The 6,179-nt window shown below is 63.8% G+C and carries 6 protein-coding genes and 1 pseudogene; 3 read left to right on the top strand and 4 right to left on the bottom strand.

Annotated elements, in window-relative coordinates; translation table 11 throughout:
- The first annotated feature begins 35 nt into the window (after window positions 1-35).
- From EG19_RS00200 to EG19_RS00210, 3 genes are read left to right on the top strand one after another with little or no spacing between them, the layout of a single operon-like run.
- Window positions 36-398 carry a cytochrome c gene (locus EG19_RS00200; protein WP_053334680.1) on the top strand — a complete coding sequence of 121 codons (363 nt, stop codon included), beginning with the start codon at window positions 36-38 and terminating at the stop codon, window positions 396-398.
- Between the two features lie 16 nt (window positions 399-414).
- Window positions 415-2,052, top strand: coding sequence for a DUF3373 family protein (locus EG19_RS00205; protein WP_053334681.1), 1,638 nt, complete (start codon window positions 415-417; stop codon window positions 2,050-2,052).
- Between the two features lie 57 nt (window positions 2,053-2,109).
- Entirely contained in the window at window positions 2,110-3,513 is a 1,404-nt protein-coding gene (locus tag EG19_RS00210) for a hypothetical protein (RefSeq protein WP_081799778.1), read from the top strand.
- Between the two features lie 49 nt (window positions 3,514-3,562).
- On the opposite strand, the gene pncA is transcribed toward EG19_RS00210, so the two are convergent.
- The 4 genes and pseudogenes from pncA to EG19_RS00230 all read right to left on the bottom strand — a co-directional run.
- Entirely contained in the window at window positions 3,563-4,168 is a 606-nt protein-coding gene (pncA, locus tag EG19_RS00215; protein ID WP_038046145.1) for a bifunctional nicotinamidase/pyrazinamidase, read from the bottom strand.
- Between the two features lie 7 nt (window positions 4,169-4,175).
- Window positions 4,176-4,460 (bottom strand): HU family DNA-binding protein, encoded by a 285-nt coding sequence (locus tag EG19_RS00220; RefSeq protein ID WP_038046147.1) that lies wholly within the window; start codon window positions 4,458-4,460, stop codon window positions 4,176-4,178.
- 42 nt (window positions 4,461-4,502) lie between these two features.
- Complete coding sequence (locus EG19_RS00225) at window positions 4,503-5,741, bottom strand: RsmB/NOP family class I SAM-dependent RNA methyltransferase (RefSeq protein ID WP_161685234.1); 1,239 nt, start codon at window positions 5,739-5,741, stop codon at window positions 4,503-4,505.
- Window positions 5,725-6,023 (bottom strand): annotated as a pseudogene (locus tag EG19_RS00230) (methionyl-tRNA formyltransferase); the annotation flags it as partial. The gene EG19_RS00225 and the pseudogene EG19_RS00230, both read right to left, overlap by 17 nt.
- Between the last annotated feature and the right edge of the window lie 156 nt (window positions 6,024-6,179).

Raw genomic sequence — 6,179 nt, forward strand, 5'->3', positions numbered from 1 at the left:
TGGGGGGTAAACCCCCTAATCTGCGGGAGGTGCTTGTGAACGGGAAAACAAGGTTTAAAGCCTGGATGGCCGCGGTGGTGCCGGTGCTAGCCGTGGCGGTGGGTTTGGTTTGGGCTGCCGACAAGGCTCCGGACGGGAAGACCCTGTTCCGCGAGTACTGCAAGCCCTGTCATGGGCCCGATTCACCCAACGGTGAGGTCACGCCCATGACCCTCATCCAGGACCAGTGGGAGCGCTTCTTCAAGGAAAAGCTGGTGCCCTCGCACGGCAACCTGGACGATCCCAAGGGAAGCGGGAAGAAGCTCCTGGAGGTGTTGACGCCGGAGCTTCTGGAAAAAATCAAGAAGTTCGCTTTGGAACACGCTGCGGATTCCGAACACCCCATGACTTGTGGCTAAGAAAGGAGGCCCAAACATGAAACGTGTTTTTGCATCGTTCCTGCTCCTGGTTGCTCCGCTTGCCGTCTTTGGCCAGCAGAGCAGCCAAGACGAAGCGGAAAAGCTACGGCAGCAACTGAAGGAAATCGAAAAGCGCTTGCAAAAGGTGGAAAAGCAGGCGGCCCAGGACCGTATTCGGTTCGGTGGCGACTACCGCTTTGAGGCCCATTCCATTGCTGCCACGATCCCCGACTATTACGACGGCATGGCCCTGCAAGCGGGGTTGGTGAACACCATGTTCTACTACGGGGCGACGGGTCAGCTCCCCACCTCGCCGGCGGCGGTGCAGCAGTTCATCGCTTCGCACTACGGCGACTACCTGTACTTCACCAACTCGCTAACGTTTGACCAGCTGAAGAGCGCCATGGCTTCTTTCCCGCCGCAAATGCAGCAGCAGCTCATGATGATGCTACTCCCCGGTGCGTACCGGCACGGGTACGATGCCGACAACAGCCTCATGTACACCAACCGCCTGCGCCTCACCATGGATGCGGATGTGGCGGAAAACGTCACGTTTTCCGGCCGGCTCGCCATGTACAAGACCTGGGGGGACTCCACCGCGGTTCAGGTGTTCAACGGCCAAGCCAACAGCTTCAGCATTGACGGCAACACCGTAGGCGTGCCCAACTCCGACATCCTGCGCGTGGAGCGTGCCTACTTCACCTGGAACAACATTGCCGGTTTGCCGCTTTACCTGTCCATCGGTCGTAGGCCTTCCACCGGTGGTCCGCCCATGAACCTGCGCAAGGGCGAGCTGCGGGGCGGCACGCCCATGGGCTCCCTCATTGACTTTCAGTTCGACGGCATCACCGTTGGCTACCATTTGGGTGAGCACTCCACCTTGCGGTTCTGCTACGGCCGCGGGTATGAGTCCGGCTTTGGCAACGGCGAGGTTTTGAAGCAGCCCGCCGACCGGCTTGAAGACGCCGACTTTTTCGGCATCAACTGGGACGTTTACAGCGACGACAACACCCTGCTGCAAACCACGGTGGCCCGGGCGTTCAACATCACCGACGGCTTTAACGGCCTCATCGTGCTGCCGGCCAACCCGCTTACCGGGCAACCGGTGAATGCGCCGGTGGTGATGCGGTTTACGCCTTCCGCCAACCTCGGCGATATGGACATTGCTGGCGTTCTCCTGAAGCGCAAGGACGGACCCTTCGATTGGTTCCTCAACGTCAACTACGTGAAGAGCCACCCTGACCCGGTGACCACCCCCTTTGGTGGTTTGTTCAGCGATCCCTTTGAGGTTCCCAAGTCCCATTCGGGATCCATGTGGTACCTGGGGGGCCGCTACACCTTCAACAACGACCACACCATGGTGGGGTTGGAGTACAACCACGGCTCCAAGTACTGGTTCAACTTCACGCCGGCCCAGGACGACATCTTTGCCCCCAAGACCGCAGCTCGGGGCGATGTGGCCGAGGCTTACCTCATTCACCAGCTGGCCAAGCGCTTCTTCGTGCGGCTGGGAGTCATCAACTACCAGTACGACTATTCGGGCTCCAGCTGGCATCTGGGAGCCCCCAAGAAGCTGGATTCCAAGCCGATTCTGGGCTTCCCGACCTACGACGACGCCACGGTGGTCACGCTTTCTATGACCGCCCGGTTCTAACGTGATTTTGGGGGCCAGCGTGCGCTGGCCCCCAACTCTTTTCAAAAGGGGGGAGAAATGAGGTTTCAAAGAGGAGTGATTTGGGCCATGCTCTTGGCTGCGCCACTTGCCGCCAAAGAGTACAGCCACCAGAAGTACTTCGAGCACTACGAAGGAACCAAGACCTGTTTGAGCTGCCACGAAAAGGAAGCCAAGAGCTTCTTCCGCTCGCAGCACTACCAATGGCGCGGGCAAACCCCTAACCTGGTGAACGCCCGCGGTCAACGGTTGGGGAAGATCAACACCATTAACGACTTTTGCACCAACCCCAGGGCTTCCTGGATTGGTGTGGTGAAGAACTCCCGGGGCGAGGCGATTTCTGAAGGTTGCTCCAAGTGCCACGCCGGCCTTGGGCTCATGCCCTCCGAACAGGAAACCCCGGAGCAACTGGCCAACATTGACTGCTTGATTTGCCATGCCCAGGGCTACCAGCGGGATCTGTACCCCGACGGTCAGGGGGGCTGGGTTTGGAAGCCCGTCCTCTGGAAAAACCAGGAGGGGCTGGATGCGGTGGCCAAGCGCATTGGCATGCCCACCCGCAATACCTGCTTGCGCTGCCACGCCGGCTCCGGTGGTGGCCCCAACTTCAAGCGCGGGGACTTGGAGTACGCCCTTGCTGACACCACCCGGGACTTCGATGTGCACATGGGCACCGACGGCGCCAACCTCCAGTGCATTGACTGCCACAAGGGCGAGGACCACCGGGTGCGCGGGCGGGGGAGCGACCTCTCCGGTACCGACTTTCCGGCCAAGCCGCTTTCCTGTGACGATGGTACCTGCCACGATTCCCGTCCCCATCCGGCGGAGGTCTTAAACCTCCACGCCCAACGGGTGGCTTGCCCCACCTGCCACATTCCTACCTTTGCCAAGGCCGATGCCACCGACATGGTGCGCGATTGGTCCAAGCCGGCATACAACCAGGAAGCCGACAAGTGGTCAGCAACGATCGAGTTCGCCAAGGACGTGAAGCCCGTGTACGCCTGGTTTAACGGCACCACCTGGGCGCAGCTCCCCGGTGAGCCGGTGAAGCTGCAGCCTGACGGTACGGTGGGCATGATGTTGCCGCAGGGCAGCCGGAAGGACCCCAAGGCGCGCATTTACCCGTTCAAGCTGCACCGTGGTGTGATGCCGGTGCTGGAAGGCAAGAACTACATCCTGCCCATTGCCGTGGAGGAGTTCTTTGCCGAAGGGGAGATCCACAAGGCCATCCAGCACGCCGCCGAAGAGATGTACGGCGTCAAGGACGCCCGTTACGGTTGGGTCAAGACCAAGCGGTACATGGGTATTTACCACGAGGTTGTGCCTAAGGAAAAGGCCTTAACCTGCTTGGATTGCCACGGTCCCAACGGCCGGCTGGACTGGAAGGCGCTGGGTTACGGTGCCGATCCCATCCTCCAGCGCTGGGCCAAGACCGGCAAATAATCAAGAAAACGCAACCGCAACAAACCCAGGGGCGACCGGCCGGTCGCCCCTATTCGTTTTCGATAAGCGTGACCCCGGCCTGGCGCAAGCGCTCCAGGGTCTTTTCCGTGTGCCCGGGGGGAGCCCCCACCGCCCGACAGGCGGGGAGAAACACCCTGGCGCCAAAGCCCAGCTCCACCGCGTCCAGGGCTGTGGCGGCCACGCAGTAATCGGTGGCCAGCCCCACCACGGTAACGGCGGTAACCCCCAGCTCCCGGAGGAAGCCGGCCAGCCCCGTAACGCGGTCCTTGCGGTTGTCCCGGAAGGCGGAGTAGGAGTCCACCCGGGGATCGGTGCCCTTGCGGATGATCATGCGGAAGAAACGGGTCTCCAAGCCCGGGTGGAAATCCGCTCCCCAGCTGCCGGCCACGCAGTGGTCAGGCCAAAGCACCTGCGGCTGGCCCTCTACCTCCACCACGTCCAGCACCTGCTTGCCCGGGTGGTTGGAGGCAAAGGACACGTGATCCTCGGGGTGCCAGTCCTGGCTTGCCACCACCACGGGAAAGCGGGTACACAGGCGGTTGATCACCGGCACCACCTCGTCCCCGTGGGGCACCGGCAAGGCGCCTCCTGGGCAAAAGTCGTTTTGCACGTCCACCACCAGCAGGGCTTCCATGGCTTCCTCACCGCTTGCTGTTCAGGATCTCCTTGAACTCCTTCGCTGGCCGAAAGCGCGCCACCCGCACCGGCGGGAGCTGAAGCTCCTCCCCGGTTTGGGGGTTGCGGGCCTTGCGAGCGGACCGCTCGCTGGCGTAAAAGATCCCCAGCCCCGGGATGGCCACCTTCTCGCCGGCGGCTACCCATTCCTGGAGGGCGTCCACCAAAATCTCCACCGCCCGAGCCGCGTGGGCCTTGGGCATCCCGGTTTCAAACACAATTCTGGAAACAAGCTCGGCCTTTCCTGGCATTCCTGCCTCCTGCTGTGTCTTACGTGTACCACTGCCGGTGGTTTAGCGCACCGGCCCCACAAGGTGTACCACAAAACCGTCCCCCCAGGGCCCGGGGGGGATGAGGCACCCACCCGAAGGCAACACCACCCGCGGCAACTGGGGGGGAAGGCCATCGCTCACGGGGGACACCGGCAAGCCCAGGGAAGCCACCACTTCTTCGTTTTCTTCGGGCTCCAGAGAGCAGGTGGCGTAAAGCAAGAAGCCGCCGGGCTTCACCAGGGGAACGGTGGCGGCCAGGAGCTCCTTTTGCAGGCTTGCCAGCTCCGAAAGCTGGTAAGGGGTGAGCCGCCAGCGGATTTCCGGGTGGCGGCGCAGGGTGCCGGTTCCCGAGCAGGGGGCGTCCAGCAAAACCGCATCGAAGCTATGCCGTCGCAAGGGCGGCCGCGTGCCGTCGGCGGCTAACAGGTGCGGCGGGCGGGAAAGCAAGCGCGTGGCCCTGGCCAGGAGCCTCACGCGGCTCACCCGCAGATCCAGGGCCACCCGCAGGGCCTGCGGGTGTTCCAGCCCAAGCACAAGGCTCTTGCCCCCCGGTGCGGCGGCCACCTCCAAAAGCTTCTGGCCATGGGGTACCAGCCGGGCCACCGCCACCGCCGTAGGGTCCATGGCGTAGGCCTGTCCCTGGGCGCACGCCTGGGCGGCGGCTTTGGCCCCTGCGGTCACCACCAAAACCCCCGGCACCTGGGGGTGCGGCGCGGTTTGCACTTCGGGGGGAAGCTTGGAAACCCCGGCCAGAAGGCACATGGGCGCCGGCTCTTGGGCGGAGGCCAATGCCTGCCGCAGGAGCTCCGGTGGCAGGCGCTTTTCCCAGCGCTCCACCAGCCACGGAGGGTGAGAGGTGCGGAGGGCCAGGGGCACGCTCTCGTCCTCGGGCGAAGGCCACCGTGCCTCCACGGCCCGCCGGAGGCAGGCGTTCACCAACCCGGAAGCCTTGGGCACAAAACCCTTGCACACCCTCACCGCTTCCGCCACCGCCACCGGCGGAGGGGTGCGCAGCAAACGAGCTTCCGCCAACCCCATGCGCAGCGAGGCCCGCACCAGCGGATCCAGGTGGGGCAGGGGTGTCTTACAGAACCTCTGGAGCAGGTCATCCAGGGTGTGCTGCCAGCGAAGCACGGTGAGGACCAGCTCCCGGGTAAGGGGTAGAGCCTCGGTGAGCAAGCGGGCGGCGTGGGCCTGGTGGGCATCCACCCGGGCCAGGATGCGCACCGCCTCCCGCCGGGGATCAACGGAACTGCTCACCTTTGACCACGCGCTCGCCGAGGATGAAAGCATCGGCCGGCAAACGCCGCCTGCCTTCCCGCTGCAGCTCGGTGATGATGCCCACGGTGCCCTCCCCGCAGCGCACCTCAATGCCGGCTTTACTCACCGCCAGAACCGTCCCCGGCGGCTCGTCCCCGGGGCGCGGTTCGCCTACCCGGAAGTCGTGAATCTTGAGCCTCCCCCCCCGGAAGTTGCAGAAAAGCCCGGGCCAGGGATCGAAAGCCCGGCAGCGGCGGGCCAGCTCGTCGGCGGGGAGGTTCCNNCAGTCCACCCGCCCCATCTTGCGCTCCAGCTTGGGGGTGACGGTGGCTTGGGAGTGGTCCTGGGGCCTGGGGTGAACCGTGCGGTTGGCCAGCCCCTCCAGGGTTTCGATCATCAGCTCGGCACCCATCTGCGCCAGGCGGGCTTCCAGTTGCG

The organism is Thermoanaerobaculum aquaticum, assembly GCF_000687145.1.
Taxonomy (GTDB): domain Bacteria; phylum Acidobacteriota; class Thermoanaerobaculia; order Thermoanaerobaculales; family Thermoanaerobaculaceae; genus Thermoanaerobaculum; species Thermoanaerobaculum aquaticum.